Consider the following 22,271-nt stretch of genomic DNA (forward strand, 5'->3'; position numbering starts at 1 on the left):
TTTCGTGGAGGTACCGAAGAAGAAGTGGAGGGGGTCAGGAGGTCGTCTTGATGCCGGAGATCACGTCGAGGTTGACCTCCTTCCCGTTCACCGTCACGGTCGGCACGCTCTGGGCGTACGACACCGCGGTCGCCGTCCCCGTGATCGGTGTGCCGGACGTGGCGTCGGTGTAGCTGACCTGCTTCCCGACGAGGTTGGCGGCGGCGATCCGCATCTGCAGCGAGAAGTTCTCGTTCGCCGTCGTGGTCTGGTTGGTGATCTGCTCCATCATCGCGAGCTGCGTCTGCTGGCTGATCATCTGGTTCGTGTCCATCGGCGAGGACGGGTCCTGGTTCTGCAGCTGCGTGACGAGGAGCTTCATGAACACCTCGGAGTCCATCGTCTGCGACCGCGAGCTGGTCTGGTTCGCGGCGAGGGCCGCGGCCTGGGCGGCCTGGTCCACGGTGCCGGTGATGCCGTCGATCGGCATGGTCGTTCCCTTCGGTTCTGCCTGTGCTGGCGGTCGTCGCTCAGGCGAGGACGTCGAGTCCGACGGTGCGGACGGTGGGCGTGTGGGCGGTGCCGGGTGCGCGCGGGGTGCGCCGCGCCTCCTGGCCGGTGTCGACGCGTGGACCCGTCTGGGCGGGCCGTTCGTCGTGCCCGGAGCGGGTGTCCGGGTGGTTCTGCGAGGACAGGTCGAGCGTGGTCGACAGTCCGGAGCCGGCGGCGTCGCGGCGGAGGTCCGGCATGACCTGCCGGACCGCGTCGCGCCCCGCGTCGGAGGCGGCGAAGAGCTCGACGTGCATCCCGTGCGCGGTGACGTGCGCGCGGACGGTGACGGGGCCGAGCGTGTCCGGCGTCACCTGGACGGTGACGACGTGCTCCCCCGGGCCGGCCTGTGCGAGCGTGAACACCGGGCGGGCCAGCTGCTGCGCGAGCGGGGCCGGGGCGTTCGCGGTGGCTGCGCCGGACGTCGGGGTGGCCGGCGCAGCGGGCGCCGTCGGCGAGGTGGTCGGGACCGCGACGGCGCTCTCGCCGCCGCGCGACGTGGTGACGGCCTGGAGGCGCGGATCGCCCTGGTCGGGCGCGCCGCTGTCCGCCTCGTGGCCGGTCTGGGCACTGCTGCCCGGCGCTCCCGTCGCCGTGGCAGTCGCCGGGGCGGTGGCCGTGGCGACGACGGGCTGTCCGGCGTCGGCGGGGTCGGCGCCGGTGCCGGTCGTGGCGGCCCGGACGCCCTGGGCGCTCTGGCTGACCTGGGTGCTCTGGGCGACCAACGTGCTCGCTGCTGCCGGGGCCGTCGGTGCGGCCGTCGCCCCCGGGAGGGCGGACGCCGGCGTTGCTGCCGTTCGGTCGGCCTGGAACGAGGGGCCCGCCGGGAGGGCCGGGCCGGGCGCACCGAGCGGGGCGGCCGGGGTCGTCGCCGCGGCAGCTGTCGTCCCGGCCGGCGCTCCGGCGACGGTCGTCGCTGCCGTGCCACCGTGCGACTCGCCCTCGGTGGTCGTGGCAGCGGTCGCCGCGGTCGGGTGTTCGCTGCTCGCGGCGTCGGCGTGCATCGTCGGGTCTGTTGGGTCGGGCGTCGGGGTCGCCCCGCTGCTCGGCACGGGTGCGTCGAGCGACGCCACGGGCGAGCTGGCTGCTGCGGGAGTCGCGAGCTGCTGGGCGGCGGCGGTCGGCGTGGCGGGGACCGGCTGGACCAGGGCAGCGACGATCGACGCCGTGTCGACGGTCGGCGCCGTCCCCGTGGCGGCGGGACCGGCGGCGGTGCCGTCGTTGGAGGTGCCGTCGGCGGCGGTGTCGTCGGCGGAGCGAGCCGCGGCGGCACGGGTCCCACCGTCCGTCGTGCCGTCCGTCGTCGTCGCGTCCGTCGCCGAGCGGCGATCCCGTCCTGCTGCCGAGGCCGTGGACTGCGCATCGCGGTCCGCTCCGGACGCCGGGGTGCGGCGGTCGTGGGACGGCCCCGTCGGCGTGCGGCGCTCCCGGGCGTCGGCAGCCGAGGCAGCGGACGCGGAGGACCCGGTGGCCCCGGCCGAACCCGCGTTCCCCGCGGCGGCCATCGCGGCGCCGAACGAGTCCGCGGACGCCGGCGCACCCGACGAGGACGCGGCCCGCGCCGGTGCCGGGGTGGCAGCGGACGTGGTGATGGTCAGGCTCATGCTGCGCTCCCCGCGTTCATGAGGGACAGCAGCGCCGCCGTCTGCAGGTCCGTCGCACCCGAGGCCGCGGTCGTCGCCGTCGTGGCGGACGCCTGCGCGGGCACGATGCGTCGGATCGTGGCGATGTCCGAGTCCTTGTACCAATTGTCGACGATCCGGACGTCCTTGCCCGGTCGCGGCGCGTGCAGGACCTTGCCGTCGCCGACGTAGATGACGACGTGCCCCTCGCCCTTCGGGATGATGAGGTCGCCGGGCTGCGCGTCCTTGAGGGACCCCACCTCGACGCCCATCTTCGCCTGGTCCGGCACGACCCGGGGCATGGTCACCCCGAGGTCCTTGAACACCGTCTGCACCAGCCCCGAGCAGTCCATGCCGCTCGTGGTGGTACCGCCGAAGACGTACGGCACGCCGAGGTACTTCTTCGCGTCCGCGACGACGTCGGCACCCGTGGCACCGCTGCCCGTCGCGAGCGTCCCGGCCCCGGCGTCGACGGACGTGGCGGCGGCCGCGGGCGTCACGGCCGAGGTCGTGCCGGTACCGGTCGCGCCGGTCCCGCTCCCGGTCGCGGTCGCCAGGGCGTCGGCGAACGCGGTCGACGTGGCGGCGCCCGACGCGGCCGAGGTGGCTGCCGTCGCGGTGGTCCCGCTGCGCAGGGCATCGATCTGGGTCCGGATCTCGGAGATCCGGGAGAGCACGGCGTCCACGCTCATCGGGCACCACCTTCCGCGCGGCTGCGCGCCGCGATCTCGTCGAGGGCGTTCTGTTCGGTTCGGAGGTCCTCGGCGGCCTGCTGCTCGTCGTGCTGGACCTCGAGCTTCTCGAGCCCGAGGGCGGACCGGCGGGCGGCGTTGTAGTCGTCCTGTGCCCGGTCGGCGTCGGCGCGGCGGGTCCGGGCGACGGCGTCGAGCTCCTCGAGCATCCCGCGGGTGGCGGCACGGGCCGCGGCGACCGCGCTGAGGGTCGCGGCGTCCTGGATCGGCTGCGACCCCTCGGTGTCGGCGAGGTTCCGACGCGCGGCGATCCGGGCGTCGGCGGCGTCGCGCACCCGCTCGTTGGCGGTCGCGAGGGCGGCGGCGGCACGGTCCTGTTCGGCGTGCCGGAGCCGGAGGAGCCCGGCGAGCGGGAACCGGCGGGCCATCAGGCACCACCCCCGGTGCCGAGCGTGCCGACGAGTGCGTCGAGGGAGCGCCACGACGCAGCCGCGGTCGCACGCTCGTCCATGCCCTGCCGCAGGAAGCCGTCGATCGCGTCCTGGTGGTCGACGGCGGCGTCCACGAGGGGGTTCGTCCCGCGCTGGTACGCCCCGACGTCGAGCAGGTCCTGCGCCGCCTTGCGCGCGGCCATGACCTTCCGCAGGGCCGTCGCCGCACCGCGCTGCCCGGGCGTGGTGACCTTCGAGGCCACGCGCGACACCGAGCCGAGCGCGTCGACGGACGGGAAGTGCCCGGTGATCGCCAGCTTCCGGTCGAGGACGACGTGCCCGTCGAGGATGCTCCGGGCGGCGTCGGCGATCGGTTCGTTGTGGTCGTCGCCGTCGACGAGGACCGTGTACAGCCCCGTGACGCTGCCGACCCGGTCGGTCCCGGCGCGTTCGAGCAGTCCGGCGAGGACGGAGAACGTCGACGGCGGGTAGCCCCGGGTGGCCGGCGGCTCCCCCACGGACAGCCCGATCTCGCGCTGCGCCATCGCGACGCGGGTGAGCGAGTCCATCATCAGCACGACGTCCTGTCCGGCGTCGCGGAAGGACTCGGCGATGCGGGTGGCGACGAACGCGGCCCGCAGGCGCATGAGCGCCGGCTCGTCCGAGGTGGACACGACGACGATCGAGCGGGCGAGGCCCTCCGGACTGAGGTCGTCCTCGAGGAACTCGCGCACCTCGCGGCCGCGCTCCCCGACGAGGGCGATGACGTTGACGGCGGCGTCGCTCCCCCGGGCGATCATCGACAGCAGCGAGGACTTGCCGACGCCGGAGCCCGCGAACAGGCCCATGCGCTGCCCGCGCCCGACCGTGGTGAGGGTGTCGAGCACGCGGACGCCGAGCTGCATCGGGGTGTCGATGCGCGTCCGGGCCATGGCGTTCGGCGTCTCGTGGTCGAGCGGCACCCACGCGACCGGCTCGCCACCGGCGCCGACGAGCGGACCGCGGTCGTCGATCGGGCGTCCGAGTCCGTCGAGCACGCGTCCGAAGAGCCCCGCACCGGTGGGCACGAGCACCGGTCGCCCGGTGGGCCGTGCGGGCGTGCCGGCGGTCACACCGGTCAGGCGCCCGAGCGGCATGCAGCGGACGCCGGTGACGTCGGTCGCGACGACCTCGACGAGGGTCTGCGGCGCACCCTCGGCACCGACGGCGACGACCTCGCCGACGTGCGCGTCGAGTCCGGCGATCGTGAGGCCGAGTCCGACCGCGCTCGTGACGACACCGACCCGCTGCGGAGCGGCCTGTCGGAGTGCCTCGTCGAGCCCACGGGGGCGGAGGAGCGTCGTGGTCACGGGGTCACCCCCAGCGCCGTGCGGGCACGGTCCAGGGCGGTGGCGATCCGCGCGTCGAGCAGCCCGTCGGGCAGGTCGACGACGGCGTCCCCGTCGCGCAGCGACGGGTCGGCGACGACCGGGACCGGCAGGTCGAGGTCGGCGACGCGCGCGGCGTCCGCGACGCTCAGCCGGACGGCCACGGCGACGGTGCGGTCGATGGACGCGAGCGCCCGCTCGACGGTCGCCTGCGCACCGGGGACGACCCGCGCCTCCCGTCCGTCATCGGCGGTGTCCGCGGTTCGGGAGGCGCGGATCGCGTACCCGACGACGGCTTCCGCCAGGTCGACGGCCGCGACCGCGACCGACTGCTCGGCCTGGTCGAGGACCGGTGCGACGTGCGACAGCATCGCGTTCGTCGCGGCGTCGAGGACCGCGATGCGGCGCGCGGTGTCGGCCTGCATCGAGGCGGTGCGGGCCGCGTGCTCGGTCTCGAGCCGGGCACGGAGCGCGTCGGTCTCGGCCTGCGCCTGCCGGAGCCCCGCAGCGTACCCGGCGGCGTGCCCGCGCACGTCGGCGCTGGCGGCTCGCGCGTTCCCGGACGGGTCCCCGATGACGGGGAACGCGACGCGCTGGACCACGGACTCAGTCAACGAGCTCGTCCTCCTCGGCGCGGTGGACCGTGATGACGCCCTGCGCCTCGAGTTCGCGGACCGAGCGGACCACCTCGGCGCGGGCCTCCTCGACCTGCGAGACCCGGACCGGGCCCATGGCCTGCAGCTCGTCGTCGAGGAGCTCGCGGTTGCGCTCGGAGACGTTCGCCCGGATCGTCTCGACGACCGGCGCGGCGGCACCCTTCATGGCGGTCGCGAGGAGCTTCGAGTCGATCCCGCGCAGGACCTGCTGGATGTCGCGGGACTCGAGCTTGACGATGTCCTCGAACGTGAGCATCCGGGAGCGGATGTCCTCGGCGAGCTCGGGGTCGCGCGCCTCGAGCCCGTCGAGCACGGCCTTCTCGGTGGCGACGTCCGAGCGGTTGATGATGTCGACGAGCGGGGCGATGCCGCCGACGACCTCGACGCTCTCGCGCGGCGACACGACGGCACCGGCGCGCTGGCGGAGGACGCCGGCGACGATCCCGACGGCTTCCGGGGTCGCGCTCCCCATGGTCGCGAACGCCTGGGCGACGTCGGTGCGGGCGCGCTCGTCCACCCCGGCGAGCACGGCGCTGGCCTGGGCCGGCTTCAGGTGTGCGAGCACGAGGGCGATGGTCTGCGGGAGTTCGCCCTCGAGGAGCGTGACGACCTGGCCCGGCTCGGCGTCGTCGAGGAAGTCGAACGACTGCCCGGCGAGGTTCGAGGCGAGCCGGTCCATGACGCCGGCGGCGCGTTCGGCACCGAAGGACGCCTCGAGCAGCCCGAGCGCGGTCTCCTTGCCGCCGCGCTTCTGCGTGCGGCCGCTCAGCGTCATCCGGTGGAACTCGGTCAGGGTCTTGTCGACGACGGTGTCCTCGACGCGGCGCATCCGGACGATCTCGGCGGAGATCTCCTCGGCCTCGATCTCGGTGAACTGCTTCATCACCTCGGCGGCGCGCTCGGTCTCCATCTGCATGAGGATGAGCGCGACCTTCTGCGCACCGGTCAGCGCACGGTCGCCAGCGCCGGTCCCGCCGGCGCTCGGCACCAGGGCGCTCACACCGGTGCCCGGTCGTCGAGGAGCCCGCGGAGGAGCTCGGCCGTGCGCTTCGGGTCCCGCTCGGCGAGGGCGGAGATGTCCTGGCGACGCCGCTCCGCGGTGATCTCCTCGGTGGTGAGGACCTCGGTGGGGGCGTCGTCGTGCGGGACGGTGGGCAGCGCGACGGTCGGGGCGTCCCCGGCCTGCAGGGTGCTCCGGTCCGCGGCGCCGTCGACGGCGAGCGGGAGCTGGAAGGTCTCGCCGGAGAAGGCGTCGAGCTCGCCGAGGTCGACCGCCTCGCGCTCCTGCTTCCGGCTGCGGCGGGCGAGGAAGACGATGATCGCGATGAGGGCGAGCAGCGCGCCGACGACGATCCCGGCGGTGCGGATCGACGACCACAGCGCCTCCTGCTGGTCCGCCTTCTGCTGGGCCTCGAGCGCCTTCGTCGCCTTGTCGGCGGCGCTGGTGTCGAAGTCCATCATCGCCACGCGGACTTGGTCGCCACGGGTCTGGTCGACACCGGCGGCCGCGGCCACGAGGTCGTTGATGCTCTGCAGGTTCGCGTTCTGCACCGCGGCCGCCTTGGAGTTCAGCGCGACCGAGATCGTCTGGCGGGAGAGCCCACCGGCCGGCAGCTGTGTGGTCTCGGTGGTGTGGTCGACGGCGTTGTTCTTCGTCGCGGACTCGTTCTTGTACCCGTCGTCGGCGCCGCTCGTGGCGGTGCCGTTCGGCACGGCGATGTTGTCCGGGCCGAGGACGCCGGTCGCCCCGGCGCCGCCGGCACCGGACCCCGCGCCGTACTGCTCGGTGGTGGACGACTCGTTGAGCGCGACCGGGCCGGTCGTCGGCGTCGTGTAGGACTCCGACGTGCGGGTGCCCGAGTTCTGGTTCATCGTGGCGGACACCACGACGCTGGCGTTCCCGGTGCCGAGGGTCGTGTCGAGCAGGTCCTGGATCTTCTTGCTCGTCGAGGCGTCGTAGTCGGCCGCCTGGTCCGCCCCGCTGCCGGTCGCGCCGGTGCCGACGGCGGAGAGCGTCTGGCCCTTCGCGTCGACGACGGAGACGTCGGTCGGCTGCATGCCCTCGACGGCGGCGCTCGTCAGGTGCACGATCGCCTGGACCTGGTCGGTGCTCAGCTCGCTGCCGTTCTTCGTGGCGATGAACACCGACGCGGTCGGGTCCTTCTCCTCGGAGACGAACACGGTCTTCTCGGGGATCGCGAGCTGCACGGTGGCGGTCTGCACGCCGTCCATCGCGCCGATGGTCTTCGCGAGCTCGCCCTCCATCGCGCGCTTGTACGTGACGTCCTGCTGGAACTCGGAGCTCGTCACGCCCATCTTGTCGAGCAGCGAGTAGCCGCCCTCGTTCGATGCGGGGAGCCCGTTCGACGCGGCCTTGAGCCGCTCCGAGTACACCGACCCCTGCGGGACGAGGATCGTGGCCCCGCCGTCGGTGAGCTGGTACGGCACACCGTCGGTGGTGAGCTGGTCGGTGACGCTCGCCGCGTCGGCCGCCGCCAGTCCGGTGAACAGCGGGGCGTAGGACGCCTTGCCGAGCCAGCTCGCGAGCGCGATGCCGCCGAGCACGAGCGCGGCGATGACGAGGATCGCGATGGTCCGCTGGGCGGCGCTGAAGCCCTTGACGTAGGCGGCGAGACGACCGAAGAGGTCCTTGACGGCGACGGGCATCAGGCCTGCATCCTCATGATCTCGTTGAAGGCGTCGACGCCCTTGTTGCGGACGGCGGAGACGAGCTCGAGCGTGACCTGCGCGCGGGTGGCGGCGATCGTCGCGTCGTGGATGTCGTCGAGGTTGCCGGTGACGGCCTTGAGTGCGAGGGTCTTCGAGTCGCTCTGCAGCTGCTGGAGCCCGTCGACCGCGTTCCCGAGCGACGCGGCGAACCCGCTGCCGTCGGAGGTCGCGCCGGCGGCCGCGACCCCGCTCGTCGCGCTCGTGCCGACGTCGCTGGACGTGCCGCTCAGGCTCGTCATCGCGTTCGTCATCGCGTTGGTGGTCACACCGTTCACGGCGTCGATGGGCATCAGTTCTTCCCGATCTGCAGGGCCGCCTCGTAGGCGGTCTTCGCGCGGTCGACCACGGCGGCGTTCGCCTGGTAGCCCCGCTGGGCCATGATGAGGTCCGCCATCTGCGTGCCGAGGTCGATGTCCGGCATGCGGACGTAGCCCTCCGCGTTCGCGAGCGGGTTGTCCGGGTCGTACGTGACCCGGCCGGCGGCGCTGCCGAACGCGGCGCCCTTGACGTAGGCGCCGGAGACGCCGTTGCCCTCCTGGACCTCGACGTAGCGGGCCTGGAAGGCGGAGTCGTCCATCGACTTCACCGTGTTGACGTTCGCGATGTTGTCCGACACGGCGTCGAGCCACTTGCGGTGCACCGTCATGCCGGTGCTCGCGATGCCGATCGCGTCGAACGTGGTCACGAGGTGGTCCGCATCGCCGCGCGGACACTGGTGAGCTCGGAGTTCATCGCCTGCGTGGCGAACTGGTACCGGAGCACGGTGTCGATGTTCGAGAGCGTCTCCTCGTCGAGGTTGACGTTGTTGCCGTTCGTGTTCGTCGGCTCGAGGCTCCGCGCGACGGTCGGGGTCGTGCCGCCGTCCCCGTCGACGATCGACTTCGCCAGGGCGTCCTCGAACTGGACCTTCTCGGCGTGGTAGTTCGGCGTGTTGATGTTCGCGATGTTGTTCGCGATGACCTTCTGTCGCATCGACAGGCCGTCGAGCGCACTCTGCAGTGCGACGCTCGTCACGGAATCGAACACTGGTGGACCGTCCCCTCGCTGACGACGTCCCCTGTTGACGTCGCCTGATGGCGGTGGCCGATCCGTGGCCGAACTGGTGAGCGATCCGTGCTCAGGGGGCGCTGTCGGCCGGGTCGTGGGGCGCGTTAGGGGTCGCCCCGAACGGGGGGCGGGGGGGCTCACGTGTGCACACTTCGACATACCGCCGGTCGATCGACGCGTGCTTCGTCGCACGATGCACACGCACCCGGTGCGTGTGCATGCTCCGACATTCCGCCAGTCGATCGACGCGTGCTTCGTCGCACGATGCACACGCATCCGCGCGCCGCCGCGGCTCGTCCCGCCCGCCCCCGCGCCCGGCCCCGCGTCAGGCGGACGCGTCGAGGTACACCGAGCCGCGCGGCTCCCGCGTCGCGTCCACCGCCCGGAGCGCCCCGAGGTGGTCGAGCGTCGCCCGACGGTCCCCCTCGAGCGCAGCGATCCGGTCCCGCTGCGCGGCGAGCAGCCGGGAGGCACGCCCCACCAGCTCCCGCGGCACCGGCCCCAGCCCGGTCGGCTCGGACCACCGCACGTCGCCGCCCGCCGTCAGGTCGGCTTCGAGCGCCTCGAGCACGGCCTCCCACGCGGCACGGCGTTCCGCGTCAGGCGACACCGAGTGCCCCGCCGGTCGGGTGCTGCACCGCGGTCGCTGCCGGGATCGACGCGGCGGCCTCGTGCCACGACTGCCGCAGCGGCTCGAGGATCCGGATGCAGTCGCGGGTGGCCTGGACGTCCCGGTGCACGTTCGCGGTGATGAGCGACGTCGACGCGTAGTTGTAGATCGCCAGCAGTCCCTCGCCGCCGTCCCACACGTCGATCTTCAGCGTCGAGGACAGCTCGCCGACGATGGCCTGCGCGTGCAGGAGCTGCTCGCGGGCCGCGTCCCAGTCGGCGGTCGTCTGTGCGGCCTCGGCGCGGTGCAGGTCGAGGAGCAGCCGGTCGTAGAGCATCGTGACGAGCTGCGCCGGCGTCGCCGAGAGCACGGCTTCGTTCGTGTACTGGGCACGGCGCTGGTCCGTGACGGTGCGGGGCTGCGCGGCCTGTCGGAAGGCGGCGGACTGGAGGTCGAAGGCGTTCATCGGTGTTCCTGTCAGCTCGTCGTCGACGCCAGCTGGCTCGCCAGCCAGCTGGACTGGGACTGGAGCTTGCTGAGGCTGGTCTCGAGGCTCGCGTACATCGTCTGCAACGCTGCGCGACGCGAGGTGAGCCGGTCGGTCCAGCTGTCGATCTGGGTGTTGAGGTCCTTCGCGACGGCCTGCTGTCCCGTGATCGCGGTGGTGATGGACCCGTCGTACTTGTCGGAGGCCGAGGTGGCAGCGGCGCCGACGTTCGCCGCGACGCCCGAGAGCATCGCCTGCGTACCCTCCGGATCGGTCGCGAGGGCCTTCTGGAAGACGTCGGCGTCGAAGGTGAAGTCGCCGTCCTTCGTGATCGAGATCCCGATCGACGACGGGGACTTCCCGCCCACCGGCGCGGACATCGTGCTCGCGAGCCGCTGGACGACGTCACGCGTGGTGCCGTCGCCCGAGAGCACGCCGGCCGTCGTCGTGGTGGTGCCGGTCGTCGGGCTGGTCGTGCTCGTGACGGCGGTGTTCGAGCTGTAGTACGCGGCAACGGCGTTCATCGCGTCGACGAGGCCGGACGCGACGGTCTGCGCCTTCGTGGTGTCCTGCGCGACGGTCAGCGTCACCGGGTCGGTCGTGGGCTGCGTCACCGTGACGCTGACCCCGGGGACGAGGTCGGTGAACGTGTTCGTCGTGCTCGTCACCGTCTGCGCCGCCGCGGTACCGGCCCACAGGGTCACGCTGGCGTCCTTCGCCTGCGTGACGACCGCGGCACCGACCTGGGTGAGGACGTTCGTCGCGGTGCCGGCGGTGACCTCGTCGGCCGTGCCGCGGTACACCTCGAACGCGCCGGCCGCCCCGGTCTTCGCCGAGGTGAGCTGCAGGCGGTAGAGCTTCGTGCCGTCGGCGTCGGTCCCGGCAGCGACCCGCGTCGCCGTGACACCGGCGCCCGACTTGTTGATCGCGGACACGGTGTCGTCGAGGGACCCGGAGGCCGGTGTGACGGTCGTCTTCGTGCCGTCGGCGCCGACGATCGTGATCGGCTCGGCCGCGGAGGACCACGTCGCCATCGCCGCGGTGACGCCGACCTGCGCCGACGCGGTGGACCCGACCGTGAAGCTCAGCGACCCGGCGCTGGCGTTCGCCCCGGTGACCGCGGTGACGCCCGGCGACGAACTCGTGGCCGTGAAGAGGTCGAGCGAGGTCGCCTTCGCCGCGTCCTTCGCCTTCGTCGCGAGGGTCTGCACGAGCCCGTTGATCGTCTGCAGTGACGAGATGAACGAGTTGGTGCTGGTGAGCTTGTTCTTGAGGAGCGTCTGCGGGACCCCCTCGACGCTCATCAGCGAGTTGATGAGGTCGGTGGTCTTGAGACCGCTGACGAGACCGTCGATCGCGAGACTGCTCGCCGAAGACACGGACGACATCGATGGCTCCTGCCGCTACGAGGGGAAAGGGTGCGGGTGACGCCGCCGCCCGGGGTACCTGAACGATCCCGGACGGCGGCGTCAGCGCTGCTAGCGCAGGAGCGAGAGCACACCCTGCGTGCTCTGGTTCGCCTGCGCGAGCATCGAGGTGCCGGCCTGGCTGAGGATGTTGTCGCGCGTGTACTTGACCATCTCCTCCGCCATGTCGACGTCGGTGATGCGCGAACCGGCAGCGGTGAGGTTCTCCTTGGCCACGTTCGTCACGTTGATGGCGTGGTCGAAGCGGTTCTGGATGGCACCGATGTTCGAACGTGCCGTCGACACGCTCTTGATCTGCGCGTCGATCGTGGTGATCGCGGTCTGCGCACCGGTGGCGGTCGTGAAGTCGAGACCGGTGACGGCGGTCGCCACGGTCGAGACGTTCGCGCCCGACAGGTCGACGTCGATCTGGCTCGCCGCGTCGCCGTTGGCGCCGACCTGGAACTTCAGGACGCCTGCGGTGCCGGCGGAGCCGTCGAGCAGGTTGATGCCGTTGAAGTTGGTCGACTGGGAGATGCGGGTGAGCTCCTTGGACAGCTCGGTGACCTCGGTGGAGATCGCCGTGCGGGAGTCCGCGTTGTTCGAGTCGTTGCCGGCCTGCACGGCGAGGTCACGCATGCGCTGGAGGATCGAGTGGGTCTCGGTGAGGCCACCTTCAGCGGTCTGCACAACGGAGATGCCGTCCTGTGCGTTGCGGGCGGCGACCGTGAGGCCACCGACCTGGGACTTCAGCCCCTCGGAGATCGACAGACCGGCCGCGTCGTCGGCAGCACGGTTGATGCGGAGACCCGACGAGAGCTTCTCGAGGGACTTCGACAGGTCGTTCTGCGTCGAGTTCAGGTTCCGGTACGTGTTGAGTGCCGAGAGGTTGGTGTTGATGGACATGCCCATGGTGGTTTCCTCCGTGAAATCTGGGTCGTACGTCTGCCCGTCCGTGGGCTGACAGGGGTGACTCTCGACCGGTTGGCCGGAGCCGTTAGGGAATCGGCGGAATTCGTCGTGCGACGAGACCGCCGAGGGCTAGCTCACCGCGACGACGGGGGCGGTCGTGACCGTCGTGGCGTCCTGCACGGCACGCGCCACGCCGGCTGCGGCGTTCGCGGCGACCCGTGCCAGGTACGCACTGCGGCGCGCGGCGGTGGTCTTCGAGGCCGGCTCCACGGTGACGCCGTCGTCCCCGTAGTGCGCGGCGAGTCCGTCGCGGAGCAGGCGCATCGCCTCGGAGCGCTGCTGCGACACGGCGGAGTGGGTGATCCCGAGCTCGGCGGCGACCTCGGTCACCGACCGGTCGCCGAAGTACACGTTCTCGACCACGAAGCGCATCCGCTCCGGCAGCGCCTCGACGGCGGCACGGAGGTAGCGGCGCTTCTCCGCTTCGAGCAGGTCCTCACCCGGCAGCGGCAGGTCCGCGGCGAGGGTGTCGTGCACGGTCTCGTCGATCGGCGAGACGGTCCGGGCCGCGTCGCTCATGGCGTCGGCGGCGGTCTGGCGGTCGACGCCCATCGCATCCGCGATCTCCTGCACGCCGACGCTCCGCCCGAGCCGGGCCGACAGCGCCTCCTGCGTTGCCAGGGTCTCGCGGATCCGCTTCCGGGTGCCGCGGGACGCCCAGTCGGCGGAGCGCATGTCGTCGGCGATCGCGCCCGTGATGCGGGTGCGGGCGTACGCGCCGAAGGGGACGCCGAGGTCGGGGTCGAAGGCCTCGGCCGCGGCGACGAGGGCCAGCGACCCGACGGCGGCGAGGTCGTCACGGTCGAGGTGCGTGGCACGCGCCCGCACGTCGGCGACGATGTAGCCCACGAGCGGGAGGTGCTCCACGATCATCGCGTTGCGGTCGTTCCGGTCCATGCTGATCCCCTGGTCGCCTGACATGCCTGACCCCTCCGTGGGCGCGGCAGACGCCGGCCTCGGATGGCCGGTGCGTACGCCGAAGACCCACCCGGGTCCCTCCGGGTGGTGCACCGTGCGTCCCTGCGACGCGGTGCGGGGTGTCCCCCGCGGTGCGCTTCGAATGTATCGGCTGGCAAAGCCCTGAGGAGGTGCACAACCGTCCCCAAAGCGGGGGTGAGGGGGCGTTCCCCCGGTCGGCATTTGGGGGGACCCCGGCCTGGGAACGCGCGTTCTTGTCCCCCGATGTGGGTGATTCCCTGGAGGCGCGGGTCGTGTCCGGCAGGCGCGGTCACCCGGTCGGTGCTTACGCCCGGCACCCGCGACCCGATAGGTCCCGGTGTCCGCAGGATGACCGACACACCCCACCGGGAGGAGCTGATGAGCGTGAACGAACTGTCCGCCGTGCTCTGGCGCGAACGCGAACTGCTCGAGCTGCTCACCTTCAAGCTCGAGGAGGAACAGCTGCTCCTCGCGGCCGGTCGCTCCCGCTGGGTGTCGCACGCCAGCCGCGAGGTCGAGCAGGTCCTCGAGCGTCTCCGCAGCACCGGTCTCGAGCGCGCCGCGTCGAGCGCCGAGGTCGCCGAGGAGTGGGGTGTCGCCGCCGACGCACCGCTGCGCGAGGTCGTCGCCGCTGCGCCGAACGGCCCCTGGGGCGAGATCCTCGCCGCCCACCTCACCGCGATGGTGGAGCTCACCACGCAGATCGGGGCGCTCCGCGACGAGAACGACCGCTTCCTCCGTGCCGCCGCGCAGGCGACCGAGGAGACGCTCGCCGGGTCCGTCACCGGTGCCGCCACCTACGACGCCAGTGGTACCTCGGGTACGGGCACGGACGGCGCACGACTCTTCGAGGGGACCCTGTAGCACCGTGGTCAGCACCTTCGGCTCCCTCGCCACCGCCTACTCCGGCCTCGCCGCGGCCCGCGCCGGCATCGACGTCACCGGGCAGAACATCGCCAACGCCGGCACCGCCGGGTACACCCGCCAGCGCGTCTCGCAGTCCTCGATCCCCGCCGCCCAGACCGGGTTCATGCGCGGGACCGCAGCGCTCGCGGGCCAGGGCGTGTCCGTCGACGGCATCGCCCGCCTGGCGTCCCTCACGCTCGACGCCGGCGTGCGGGTGGCCTCCGGCTCCTCGGCCTACGCCGACGCCCGCGCCACCGCACTCGCCGCGCTCGAGAACGGGCTGAACGAACCCGGTGACGACGGACTCGCCAGCAAGCTCGACGCCTTCTGGTCCTCGTGGAGCGAGCTCTCCAGCCACCCGGACGACCCCGGTGCCGCCAGCGCCGTCATCGGCGCCGCGAAGACCGTCGCCAGCGCGCTCGCCAGCGGCTCGAAGGCGGTCGACGCACAGTGGACGAGCGTCCGCGGCACCGTCGACGGCCAGGTGCAGCAGCTCAACGACGCCGCGTCGCAGGTCGCCGACCTGAACGGTCGGATCCGCACCGCGCTGGCGTCCGGCGGGAACGCGAACGAGCTGCTGGACCAGCGCGACCAACTCACCCAGCAGATCGCCTCGCTGGCCGGCGGCACGGTCCGACAGAACACCGACGGCACCGTCGACGTCCTCATCGGCGGCAACGCCATCGTGCAGGGCACCGATGCCCGCTCCGTGGCGCTCGGCGGCGGGCAGCGCATGGCCGACGGCGCCGCGGTCACCCTCACCTGGACCTCGGGCACGGCCGGCGCGGTCGCCCTGTCCGGCGGCTCGATCGGCGGGAACCTCTCACTGCTCGCCCCCGCGACGGCGAACGGCACCGGCGGAGCCCTCGCCGAGGCGTCCGCGTCGTACGACCGGGTCGCGACGAAGCTCGCCAGCGCGGTCAACGCCGTGCACGCCACGGGGACGACACCGACCGGTGCCACCGGGACCCCGTTCTTCTCCCTCGCGGCCGGCGTCCCGGCTGCCCAGGGCCTCTCGGTCGTCCCGACCGACGGCAGCGGCCTGGCGACGCGGAACGCGGCGGGGGAACTCGACGACTCGTTCACCGACGCGCTCTCGCGACTCGGCGCGGCCTCCGACGGTGCCGACCGCTCCTGGGCGACGTTCGTGGCGGGGGTGGGCAGCGCCTCCAGGTCCGCCGCGTCGGAATCGACGCTCACCGGACTCGCGCTGACCAACGCGCGCACGCAGCAGCAGTCGAGCGCCGGTGTGGACCTCGACGAGGAGAACGTCAACCTGCTGAGCTACCAGCACGCGTACCAGGGCGCCGCGCGGGTCCTGACCGCCGTCGACGACATGCTCGACACCATCATCAACCGCGTCGGACTCGTCGGGAGGGGCTGACCGTGATCACCCGTGTGACCACCCAGATGTCGATGACGGCCGCGAGCGCCAGGCTGCAGGCCGGCGCCGCGAAGCTCGCGCAGCTCACCGACCAGGCGACGACGCTGAAGAACATCCAGCGGCCGTCCGACGATCCCGTCGGGACCGCCTCGTCGATGCAGGTGCGCAAGGAGCAGGCGGCCGCCGCGCAGTACACGCGCAACGCGAACGACGCGGCCGGCTGGCTCGCCACGACCGACAGCGCCCTGTCGAGCGTGTACTCCGTGCTCAACAACGTGCGGGACCTCACCGTGCAGGCGGCGAACAGCGGCACCATGAGCGACACCGACCGCGACGCGTTCATCACGCAGTTCCAGTCCCTCAAGTCCGAGCTCGAGTCCCGGGCGAACACGACGTACGGCACGCGGTCCGTGTTCGCCGGATCGTCCACCGCCGCCACCGCGTACGACCCGACGACCGGGTGGGCGTCCTCCGGCACCGACGTCACCCGACGCATCGGCGACGGCACCACCGTGCGGGTCGACACCGCCGGCACCGCGGTGTTCGGCTCGGGGAACTCGTCCGTCTTCGCCATGATCGACTCGATCGTCGGCGACCTGCAGAACGGCGTGAACGTGAACCCCCGCATCAACGACGTCGACGCCGCGATCAGCACCGTCCGCGGCATCCAGGCCGACGTGGGCGTCCGGCACGCCGCGGCCCTCTCCGCGCAGGACTCCCTGAAGAGCGCGACCGTCTCGCTCGAGAACCGGCGCGCCGGCATCGAGGACAAGGACCTCGCGAAGGCCGTCCTCGACCTGCAGGTGCAGCAGACCAACTACCAGGCAGCCCTCGCCGTCACCGCGAAGGTCCTGCAGCCGACCCTGATGGACTACCTCCGATGAGCATCGACCTGACCTTCGCCGTCCCGCCGTTCGGCCTGGCGCCCGCCCCCGTCTTCACGCTGACGCCCGTGGACGGCGCCGACGGGCTCTTCACCCTCGTCGGGGGTTCCTCGCGCTTGTTCGTGCTCGACGCCGCGGTGCACCTGCCGTCGTACGCGCCGGAGCTCACGGACGAGCAGGCGGCCGGGCTCGGGCTGACCGCACCAGAGGACGCGATGCTGCTCGTCGTCGCGAACCCGGGCGGCGCCGACGGCGGGACCACGGTGAACCTGCTCGCGCCGATCGTCGTGAACGCCCGGACGTCGATCGGGGCGCAGCTCATCCTCGAGGAGCAGGACCTGCCGCTGCGCGCGGAGCTCGCCGCGCGCTGAGCGCGGCCGCGGCGGCCCGGGTTCCGCGCGTGATTCGCTGCCGACTCGGAACGACATCGTCGACGTCGTACGACATCGGAAACGTCGCTACCGCGCGGACGCAACAGTTGCGCGCGCCCGATTGCGACAACATCGCCGTCGTGCGACATCGACGTTGTCGCACCTTGCGCACGTACTCACTCTCCACAGCCCTGAAGGCGCGGCTCACCGTCCACAGATCGGCTCCGCGCCGCCAGGTGGTCGCGTCCCGGGCAGCATCGTGGAGGCATGCACGAACGCGTCCTCGCCGTCCCACTCGTCCGCACCGGCGGACACCCGAGCGCAGAACGACGCGCACTCCAACGGAAGGTCCACCGCGGCGAGTTCGTCGCGATCCGGCCCGGTGTCCTCGCACGCCCCGACGATGTCGCCGACCTCCGCCCGGAGGACCGACACCTCCTGCTCGTCCGCGCCAGCTCGCAGGCCATCCGTCCACCGGTCGAACTCTCGCACCGCTCGGCTGCCGCCGTGCACGGTCTGCCGTTCATCAGCCCGCCGCCCGGCAAGGTCGAGGTCACGGATCCACGACGTGAGCGCAGCGAGACGACCGCCCTGCTCCGAGTGCACAGTGCACCGCTGCGGGCTCCCATCAGCTCGAGGTGGAACGGCCTCCCACCGACGTCGCCGGTCGACTTCGAGGGCATCGCCACCGCCGCGCTGGTCCGGACGCTGGTGGACGTCGCGGTGGTGCTCCCGCTCGTCGAGAGCCTCCCCATGATCGACGCCGCGCTGCACGATCGACGGGTCCTGCCGGAGATGCTGCACGAGGAAGCATGCGCACGCAGCAAGAAGGGTCACGACAAGGCGGGGGTCGCGATCGCGATGGGGTCGGGGCTGTCCGGGTCGCCGGCGGAGTCGGTGTGCCGGGTCCGGTTCCGGCAGCTCGGCGTCCCGCAGCCCGTGCAGCAGCACACGTTCCGACGGCCCGGGGAACGAACGGCGATCGTCGACTTCTGGTTCCCCGAGGCCGGCGTGGTGGTCGAGGTGGACGGCCGGGGGAAGTACGAGGACCCGGCGATGCTGGGCGGCTCCACCACCGCCGACGCTCACTGGCAGGAGAAGCAGCGCGAGGACTTCGTGCGCTCCTTCCCCGAGGTCCGCGCCGTCGTCCGGCTGACCTGGGCGGACCTGATGGATCCCGAGCGGGTCCGGGCGAAGCTCCGACGGGCGGGGATCACGTGCCGGTGAACCGCGCAGCGTCCGGGTGGTGGGCCCGCTGGCGCTCGACATCGGAGACCGCGGCACGGCCGACGACCACGTCGCCCGCTCCGAGTCGAACGCCGTGGATCCGCCCCGTACCTTTGACCACCGCGCCGCGCCGGTCCGGGTCCGGGTCGTGGCGGTCGGCTCCGGCGCCGAGGACGACGTCACGGACGGAGACCGTCCCGATCACCTGCGCACCGGCGCCGATCGTCGCCGGTCCCTCGACGAGACAGCCACCGGACAGCCGTGCACCCGCGCCGATCTCCACGTCGGCACTCCCGGAACCGGACGAGGCCGCACCGACCGCGACGACCGTGACCGGACCGGGCCCGAGCTCCGCCCGACCGATCTCGACGCGTGCCCCGTCCGCGAGGACCGTCACCGGCCCCGGCCCCAACCGCGCCTCCGCGCGGACGACGACGGTCCCGGTCCCCCGGCTCTCGAGGACGGCACCCGGGTACACCACGACGCCCGGCTCGATGACCACCGAACGACCGACCAGCACGGACGCCGGGTCCAGGACGAGCACGTCCTGCGCCAGTGCCGCGACCTCGTCCGGCGTCAGGAATCCGGCAGCGCGCCGTGCTGCATCGAGTGCGTGTGCAGGGGTCATCCGACGAGCCTCCCATGCGTCCGGCGTACCGTCGTCCCCATGGCCCGAGAGCAGAAGGACCAGGCGATCGTGCCCTTGCCGGCAGCGCCTGTGGCCTCCACCCCCACCGACCCGAACGCGCGCACCCCCGAGCAGACCCAGCCGGCCGGCTGGGTCAAGATGCTCGACCGGGTGCTGAGCGTGCAACGCCCCGTCGTGGTGGCCCACGTGCGGGCACTCCGCCGTCGGCACCCCGACTCGACCCCGGCCGAGATCGTCCAGATCCTCGAGCGGCAGTACCTCGCGGCGGTGACCACGGGCGGTGCGGCAGTCGGCGCGAGCGCGGTGATCCCGGGCGTCGGCATGGCGGCGGCCCTCGGGTTGAGCGGCGCCGAGACCGTCGGCTTTCTCGAGACCACGGCCCTGTTCGCGCAGTCCGTGACCGAGGTGCACGGCATCGCGCTCGACGACCCCGAGCGCGCACGCATGCTCGTGATGGCGATGATCCTCGGCTCGCCGGGCACCCAGCTCATCAACCAGCTCGCGGGCCAGATCGCCGGTGGACAGGTCCGCACCGCGTTCTGGGGCGAGATGGTGACGTCGTCCCTCCCGAAGCAGGTCGTGAACGGCATCGGCGGACAGGTGCGCGACCAGTTCATCAAGCGCTTCGCCGCGCGGCAGGGCACGACGATCGTCGGTCGAGCCCTCCCGTTCGGGATCGGCGCGGCGGTCGGTGGCCTCGGGAACCACGCGCTCGGGCGGAAGGTGATCCAGGCCTCGCGGACGGGGTTCGGGCTGCCCCCGGCGCAGTTCCCGATCGTGCTGGAACCGAAGTCGGGCAAGGAACCGAAGCCGACGAAGGACTCGAAGGCGCCCAAGGAACCCAAGCGGGCCAAGGCGCCGAAGGAACGGCGGGCGATCGGGCGTCGGAAGGGCCGCGAGGACCTCTGGGCCGACACCCCGGACCGCACCGGCGACTGACGGTCACACCCACCGGCCGGATGCGAACCACCGACCGGACGCAAACCACAGACAGGACGTAACCACCGACCGGACGCAACCACCGACCGGACGTGAACCACCGACCGGACGTGAACCGCCGGCCGGACGTGAACCAGCGATCGGACGCACCCGCTGGCTCGACGCAACCCACAGACGGACGGGAGGCGGGGGGGGCGCCCCCCCCCCCCCCCCCCTCCCGTCCGTCCCAGCGCAAGCCCGCCTCAGCGCCCCCGCACCGGCGTCGTCACCACCTGCCCAGCGTGCGCGAACCCGCCCCCGAACCCGAAGAGCAGCGCCGGCACCCCCTCGGGGAGGTCCCCCCGGGCCCACGCCTTCGACAGCCCGAGTGGCACGCTCGCCGCCGACGTGTTCCCCGACTCGACGACGTCCCGCACCACGAACTTCGACTCCCCGCCGAGGGCGTGCACGAGCGGCTCGATGATCCGCAGGTTCGCCTGGTGGAACGCGAACACCCCGATGTCGTCCATCGTGAGCCCCGCAGCGGCGACGGCTGCCCGGGCGTGGTCGGCGGCCTCGGTGATGGCCCAGCGGTAGATGGAGCGACCCTCCTGGCTGAAGCGCTCGGGGTCGCCGGAGACGAGCACGGCCTCCTCGAGGTGCGGCACGCTCCCCCACGACACCGGGCCGATCTGGGCCTCGTCGGACACGCCGAGCACGGCGGCGCCGGCACCGTCCCCGACGAGCACGCACGTGGATCGGTCGGTCCAGTCGACGATGCCGGACAGCACCTCCGAGCCGACGACGACCGCGATGTCCGTCGACCCGACCCGGATGGCCTGGTCGGCCAGCGCGACGCCGTACTCGAAGCCGCTGCAGGCGGTGTTGATGTCGATGGGTGCGGCGGCGGGCGACAGGCCGAGTGCCGCGGCGACCCGACCGGCGGTGTAGGGCGCCCGGTCGCGGTGGGTGGTGGACGCGACGATGACCAGTCCGACGTCGGAGGGCGCGACGCCGGCGTCGGCGAGGGCGTTCCGCGCTGCCTCGATCGCCATGGAGGTCACGGTGTCCGATGGTCCGGCGATGTGCCGGGTCTCGATCCCGGTCCTCGTGCGGATCCACTCGTCGTTCGTGTCGACCATGGTCGAGAGCTCGTCGTTGGTGAGGACGCGTGCTGGCTGGTGGTGGCCGAACCCGAGGATCCGGCTGCCACGGAGTGCTGGGGTGTTCACGAGACCGCACGCTACTCCCCTGCCCGACCCGCTCATGCCCGGCGCGGCATGGAGCGCAGCCTCCGAGGCGGGTACCCACAGGGCCTGCCTGCGGAGACCGGGACCGCGTAGACCTGGACCATGGACTACACACACCTCGGCCGCACAGGGTTGTCGGTCTCACGAGCCGTGCTCGGGACCATGAACTTCGGCCCGGAGACCAGCGAGGACGACTCGCACGCCATCATGGACCGGGCCCACGAGCTCGGCGTCAACTTCTTCGACACCGCCAACGGCTACGGCGGCTCGGTGGGCAAGGGCGCCACCGAGGAGATCATCGGCCGCTGGTTCGCCAAGGGGGGCGGGCGGCGTGAGAAGACCGTCCTCGCGACGAAGGTCTACGGCGACATGATCGACTGGCCGAACGGCGGGAAGCTCAGCGCGTACAACATCCGCCAGGCCCTCGACGCGAGCCTGCAGCGCCTCCAGACGGACCACATCGACCTCTACCAGTTCCACCACATCGACCGTGCGACCCCGTGGGACGAGATCTGGCAGGCGATCGACGTCGCCGTGCAGCAGGGCAAAGTGCTCTACGTCGGCTCGTCGAACTTCGCCGGGTGGCACATCGCCCAGGCCCAGGAGGCCGCCGCGCGCCGGAACACCCTCGGCCTCGTCAGCGAGCAGTCGATCTACAACCTCGTCGTGCGCGACATCGAGCGCGAGGTCCTCCCGGCCGCCCGTGAGTACGGCCTCGGCGTGATCCCGTGGTCGCCACTGCAGGGCGGCCTGCTCGGTGGCGTCATCGAGAAGACCGAGAACGGCTCGCGTCGCCTCTCGGGCCGCAGTGCCGAGTACGTCGAGGGCCACCGCGACCAGCTCACCGCCTACGAGTCCTTCGCGAAGGAGCTCGGGCACACCCCGGGCGAGCTCGCCCTGGCGTGGCTCCTGCACCAGCCCGGTGTCACGGCGCCGATCACCGGCCCGCGCACCATGGAGCAGTGGGAGTCCGCGGTCCGCGCCGTCGACATCCGTCTCGACCAGCGTGCGCTCGACCGGCTCGACGAGATCTTCCCGGGGCACAAGACCTCGCCGGAGGACTACGCCTGGTGACGCGCTGACGCCACCACGTCGCTGACGCGACCCATGACGGGAGGCGGGGGGGGGGGGCGGCCCCCCCCCCCCCCCCCCCCTCCCGTCCGTCCGCACGTCCAGAGCCGGACCCGCGTCGCGC

Annotated in this window: 25 protein-coding genes; 7 read left to right on the forward strand and 18 right to left on the reverse strand. The window is 72.4% G+C overall.

What is annotated here, in order from left to right; genetic code table 11:
- Positions 1–34: 34 nt before the first annotated feature.
- From WFH25_RS17445 to WFH25_RS17520, 16 genes are all read right to left on the reverse strand, one after another.
- Positions 35–469, reverse strand: a complete 435-nt coding sequence (locus tag WFH25_RS17445; RefSeq protein ID WP_070418839.1) for a flagellar hook assembly protein FlgD — start codon at positions 467–469, stop codon at positions 35–37.
- Positions 470–509: 40 nt separating this feature from the next.
- Positions 510–2,132, reverse strand: a complete 1,623-nt coding sequence (locus tag WFH25_RS17450; RefSeq protein WP_336698774.1) for a flagellar hook-length control protein FliK — start codon at positions 2,130–2,132, stop codon at positions 510–512.
- Positions 2,129–2,842: a C40 family peptidase gene (locus WFH25_RS17455; protein WP_083403302.1), complete on the reverse strand. Its 714-nt coding sequence runs from the start codon at positions 2,840–2,842 to the stop codon at positions 2,129–2,131. The genes WFH25_RS17450 and WFH25_RS17455 overlap by 4 nt, the downstream gene beginning before the upstream one ends.
- A complete protein-coding gene (locus tag WFH25_RS17460) occupies positions 2,839–3,270 on the reverse strand; it encodes a hypothetical protein (RefSeq protein WP_071295367.1) in 432 nt (143 codons plus the stop codon). The genes WFH25_RS17455 and WFH25_RS17460 overlap by 4 nt, the downstream gene beginning before the upstream one ends.
- Complete coding sequence (locus WFH25_RS17465; protein ID WP_336698776.1) at positions 3,270–4,622, reverse strand: FliI/YscN family ATPase; 1,353 nt, start codon at positions 4,620–4,622, stop codon at positions 3,270–3,272. The genes WFH25_RS17460 and WFH25_RS17465 overlap by 1 nt, the downstream gene beginning before the upstream one ends.
- Complete coding sequence (locus WFH25_RS17470; protein ID WP_336698777.1) at positions 4,619–5,254, reverse strand: FliH/SctL family protein; 636 nt, start codon at positions 5,252–5,254, stop codon at positions 4,619–4,621. Before WFH25_RS17470 ends, WFH25_RS17465 begins: the two co-directional genes overlap by 4 nt.
- Positions 5,247–6,296, reverse strand: coding sequence for a flagellar motor switch protein FliG (gene fliG, locus WFH25_RS17475; protein WP_083295340.1), 1,050 nt, complete (start codon positions 6,294–6,296; stop codon positions 5,247–5,249). The genes WFH25_RS17470 and fliG overlap by 8 nt, the downstream gene beginning before the upstream one ends.
- Positions 6,293–7,963 (reverse strand): flagellar basal-body MS-ring/collar protein FliF, encoded by a 1,671-nt coding sequence (gene fliF, locus WFH25_RS17480; RefSeq protein ID WP_336698779.1) that lies wholly within the window; start codon positions 7,961–7,963, stop codon positions 6,293–6,295. The genes fliG and fliF overlap by 4 nt, the downstream gene beginning before the upstream one ends.
- Positions 7,963–8,316, reverse strand: a complete 354-nt coding sequence (gene fliE / locus WFH25_RS17485) for a flagellar hook-basal body complex protein FliE (protein WP_083403303.1) — start codon at positions 8,314–8,316, stop codon at positions 7,963–7,965. The genes fliF and fliE overlap by 1 nt, the downstream gene beginning before the upstream one ends.
- On the reverse strand, positions 8,316–8,711 hold the full coding sequence (locus WFH25_RS17490) for a flagellar basal body rod protein FlgC (protein WP_070418832.1): 396 nt from the start codon (positions 8,709–8,711) through the stop codon (positions 8,316–8,318). The genes fliE and WFH25_RS17490 overlap by 1 nt, the downstream gene beginning before the upstream one ends.
- Positions 8,708–9,052: a flagellar basal body rod protein FlgB gene (locus WFH25_RS17495; RefSeq protein ID WP_070418831.1), complete on the reverse strand. Its 345-nt coding sequence runs from the start codon at positions 9,050–9,052 to the stop codon at positions 8,708–8,710. Before WFH25_RS17495 ends, WFH25_RS17490 begins: the two co-directional genes overlap by 4 nt.
- 346 nt (positions 9,053–9,398) lie before the next feature.
- Complete coding sequence (locus WFH25_RS17500; RefSeq protein ID WP_071295371.1) at positions 9,399–9,683, reverse strand: hypothetical protein; 285 nt, start codon at positions 9,681–9,683, stop codon at positions 9,399–9,401.
- Positions 9,673–10,149 carry a flagellar export chaperone FliS gene (fliS, locus tag WFH25_RS17505; RefSeq protein ID WP_083295338.1) on the reverse strand — a complete coding sequence of 159 codons (477 nt, stop codon included), beginning with the start codon at positions 10,147–10,149 and terminating at the stop codon, positions 9,673–9,675. Before fliS ends, WFH25_RS17500 begins: the two co-directional genes overlap by 11 nt.
- Positions 10,150–10,160: 11 nt before the next feature.
- Positions 10,161–11,558: a flagellar filament capping protein FliD gene (gene fliD / locus WFH25_RS17510; RefSeq protein ID WP_092387392.1), complete on the reverse strand. Its 1,398-nt coding sequence runs from the start codon at positions 11,556–11,558 to the stop codon at positions 10,161–10,163.
- Positions 11,559–11,648: 90 nt separating this feature from the next.
- Positions 11,649–12,488 (reverse strand): flagellin N-terminal helical domain-containing protein, encoded by an 840-nt coding sequence (locus tag WFH25_RS17515; protein WP_070418828.1) that lies wholly within the window; start codon positions 12,486–12,488, stop codon positions 11,649–11,651.
- A 129-nt stretch (positions 12,489–12,617) separates the two neighbouring features.
- Complete coding sequence (locus WFH25_RS17520) at positions 12,618–13,469, reverse strand: sigma-70 family RNA polymerase sigma factor (RefSeq protein WP_229086786.1); 852 nt, start codon at positions 13,467–13,469, stop codon at positions 12,618–12,620.
- Positions 13,470–13,865: 396 nt separating this feature from the next.
- Between WFH25_RS17520 and WFH25_RS17525 the strand changes: the two genes are divergently transcribed.
- The 5 genes from WFH25_RS17525 (at position 13,866) to WFH25_RS17545 (ending at position 18,259) form a co-directional block, all read left to right on the forward strand.
- A complete protein-coding gene (locus WFH25_RS17525; RefSeq protein WP_070419569.1) occupies positions 13,866–14,351 on the forward strand; it encodes a flagellar protein FlgN in 486 nt (161 codons plus the stop codon).
- Between the two features lie 4 nt (positions 14,352–14,355).
- Positions 14,356–15,777: a flagellar hook-associated protein FlgK gene (gene flgK, locus WFH25_RS17530; protein WP_336698783.1), complete on the forward strand. Its 1,422-nt coding sequence runs from the start codon at positions 14,356–14,358 to the stop codon at positions 15,775–15,777.
- 2 nt (positions 15,778–15,779) lie between these two features.
- Positions 15,780–16,661 (forward strand): flagellar hook-associated protein FlgL, encoded by an 882-nt coding sequence (gene flgL, locus WFH25_RS17535; RefSeq protein WP_336698784.1) that lies wholly within the window; start codon positions 15,780–15,782, stop codon positions 16,659–16,661.
- Positions 16,658–17,032, forward strand: coding sequence for a flagellar assembly protein FliW (fliW, locus tag WFH25_RS17540; protein WP_336698785.1), 375 nt, complete (start codon positions 16,658–16,660; stop codon positions 17,030–17,032). Before flgL ends, fliW begins: the two co-directional genes overlap by 4 nt.
- A 267-nt stretch (positions 17,033–17,299) precedes the next feature.
- A complete protein-coding gene (locus tag WFH25_RS17545; protein WP_336698786.1) occupies positions 17,300–18,259 on the forward strand; it encodes a hypothetical protein in 960 nt (319 codons plus the stop codon).
- Here the strand turns inward: WFH25_RS17545 and WFH25_RS17550 are convergent.
- Entirely contained in the window at positions 18,246–18,887 is a 642-nt protein-coding gene (locus WFH25_RS17550; protein ID WP_336698787.1) for a hypothetical protein, read from the reverse strand. The genes WFH25_RS17545 and WFH25_RS17550 overlap by 14 nt on opposite strands.
- A gap of 39 nt (positions 18,888–18,926) precedes the next feature.
- Here WFH25_RS17550 and WFH25_RS17555 point away from each other — a divergent pair, with 39 nt between their 5' ends.
- Entirely contained in the window at positions 18,927–19,847 is a 921-nt protein-coding gene (locus tag WFH25_RS17555) for a hypothetical protein (RefSeq protein ID WP_336698788.1), read from the forward strand.
- A gap of 242 nt (positions 19,848–20,089) precedes the next feature.
- Here WFH25_RS17555 and WFH25_RS17560 read toward each other — a convergent pair whose 3' ends face one another.
- Positions 20,090–21,058, reverse strand: coding sequence for a beta-ketoacyl-ACP synthase 3 (locus tag WFH25_RS17560; protein WP_083413986.1), 969 nt, complete (start codon positions 21,056–21,058; stop codon positions 20,090–20,092).
- Positions 21,059–21,178: 120 nt separating this feature from the next.
- Here WFH25_RS17560 and WFH25_RS17565 point away from each other — a divergent pair, with 120 nt between their 5' ends.
- The gene (locus tag WFH25_RS17565) at positions 21,179–22,150 is read left to right on the forward strand and encodes an aldo/keto reductase (RefSeq protein ID WP_336698790.1); all 972 of its coding nucleotides are present in this window, start codon (positions 21,179–21,181) and stop codon (positions 22,148–22,150) included.
- The last annotated feature ends 121 nt before the right edge of the window (positions 22,151–22,271 follow it).

It is taken from the genome of Curtobacterium sp. USHLN213, assembly GCF_037144815.1.
GTDB lineage: Bacteria > Actinomycetota > Actinomycetes > Actinomycetales > Microbacteriaceae > Curtobacterium.

Excerpts from the sequence above, each read along its gene's own strand:
- WFH25_RS17445 (WP_070418839.1), bottom strand. The coding sequence starts at position 469 with ATGCCGATCGACGGCATCACCGGCACCGTGGACCAGGCCGCCCAGGCC.
- WFH25_RS17545 (WP_336698786.1), top strand. The coding sequence starts at position 17,300 with ATGCACGAACGCGTCCTCGCCGTCCCACTCGTCCGCACCGGCGGACAC.
- fliE (WP_083403303.1), bottom strand. The coding sequence starts at position 8,316 with ATGCCCATCGACGCCGTGAACGGTGTGACCACCAACGCGATGACGAAC.
- fliW (WP_336698785.1), top strand. The coding sequence starts at position 16,658 with ATGAGCATCGACCTGACCTTCGCCGTCCCGCCGTTCGGCCTGGCGCCC.
- WFH25_RS17550 (WP_336698787.1), bottom strand. The coding sequence starts at position 18,887 with ATGACCCCTGCACACGCACTCGATGCAGCACGGCGCGCTGCCGGATTC.
- WFH25_RS17520 (WP_229086786.1), bottom strand. The coding sequence starts at position 13,469 with ATGTCAGGCGACCAGGGGATCAGCATGGACCGGAACGACCGCAACGCG.
- fliD (WP_092387392.1), bottom strand. The coding sequence starts at position 11,558 with ATGTCGTCCGTGTCTTCGGCGAGCAGTCTCGCGATCGACGGTCTCGTC.
- WFH25_RS17450 (WP_336698774.1), bottom strand. The coding sequence starts at position 2,132 with ATGAGCCTGACCATCACCACGTCCGCTGCCACCCCGGCACCGGCGCGG.
- fliS (WP_083295338.1), bottom strand. The coding sequence starts at position 10,149 with ATGAACGCCTTCGACCTCCAGTCCGCCGCCTTCCGACAGGCCGCGCAG.
- fliF (WP_336698779.1), bottom strand. The coding sequence starts at position 7,963 with ATGCCCGTCGCCGTCAAGGACCTCTTCGGTCGTCTCGCCGCCTACGTC.
- WFH25_RS17555 (WP_336698788.1), top strand. The coding sequence starts at position 18,927 with ATGGCCCGAGAGCAGAAGGACCAGGCGATCGTGCCCTTGCCGGCAGCG.
- WFH25_RS17515 (WP_070418828.1), bottom strand. The coding sequence starts at position 12,488 with ATGGGCATGTCCATCAACACCAACCTCTCGGCACTCAACACGTACCGG.
- WFH25_RS17525 (WP_070419569.1), top strand. The coding sequence starts at position 13,866 with ATGAGCGTGAACGAACTGTCCGCCGTGCTCTGGCGCGAACGCGAACTG.
- WFH25_RS17565 (WP_336698790.1), top strand. The coding sequence starts at position 21,179 with ATGGACTACACACACCTCGGCCGCACAGGGTTGTCGGTCTCACGAGCC.
- WFH25_RS17460 (WP_071295367.1), bottom strand. The coding sequence starts at position 3,270 with ATGGCCCGCCGGTTCCCGCTCGCCGGGCTCCTCCGGCTCCGGCACGCC.
- WFH25_RS17455 (WP_083403302.1), bottom strand. The coding sequence starts at position 2,842 with ATGAGCGTGGACGCCGTGCTCTCCCGGATCTCCGAGATCCGGACCCAG.